1 protein-coding gene is annotated in these 872 nt (G+C 64.2%); it reads right to left on the minus strand.

Features of this window, described 5'->3' with window-relative positions:
* Positions 1-161: 161 nt before the first annotated feature.
* A partial coding sequence (locus VBE63_RS30500) for a YbfB/YjiJ family MFS transporter (RefSeq protein WP_323686702.1) occupies positions 162-872 on the minus strand: 711 nt, incomplete at its 5' end.

Consider the following 872-nt stretch of genomic DNA (forward strand, 5'->3'; position numbering starts at 1 on the left):
AAAGTGGTCTTCCACGGTAGCGCGAATCGCGGCAATCTCCTTGTCCTTGAGTCTCATTCAAACAAGCCCTTGACCTAACAAGTCGTGTGTCGATTTCATGCGGCCATAGCCTCTCACGCATGATATGTAGACGAATCAGAGACGGTTTGGCCGTCGGATGATTACCCGCGCCCCGACGGGGCCCGAGCCGCAATCATCCCCATCGCCACCAGGCACAACAAGCCGAGTCCCATCATCGCACTGACCCAGATCAGTGAGCCATCGAAGGTGCCGGTCAGCTCGGCCAGCTCGCCGGCGACCACCGGCGCGATGATCTGCGCGACGCCATAGCCGACCGTGAGCCGCGCCATGACCTGAGCCGGATGCGCCGGGTAGCGCACCCCGACCATCGTCAGTACCAAGGAGACAATGCCGATGAAGGTGAGCCCGAACAGCAGCGAGCTGGCCACCGCCGCGATCAAAGAACCGCTCAGCACTGGCAGCAGAATACCGATGATCTGCAGCAGATAGGCGACCTGTAGCGTGCGGAGATAGCCCAGGCGGCGGGCGATCCGATCCCAGAGGATCGGCGCCGGTGCCGCTGCCAGCCCGACCAGCAGCCACATCAGCCCACCCTGCCCGCTCAGGGCCGGCTGCTGCTCGGTGATCAGCACGGTGAAGGTGGCATTGATCGCATAACCGAAGCCGGCGCAGAGATAGGCGGCTTGCAGCAGCCAGAGCCAGAGCGGGCCGGGCTCGCCCTCGTCCGCACCAGCGCCGGCTTGAAGCGGCATGCCCTGATTTGGCCGCGGCAGCCAACGCCAGGCCGGGATCAGTAGCAGCAGCCCAACCGCGGTGAGCAGCCACCATTGGCCGCGCCAGTCGGTATAGGA

It is taken from the genome of Lamprobacter sp. (assembly GCF_034860625.1).
GTDB lineage: Bacteria > Pseudomonadota > Gammaproteobacteria > Chromatiales > Chromatiaceae > Lamprobacter.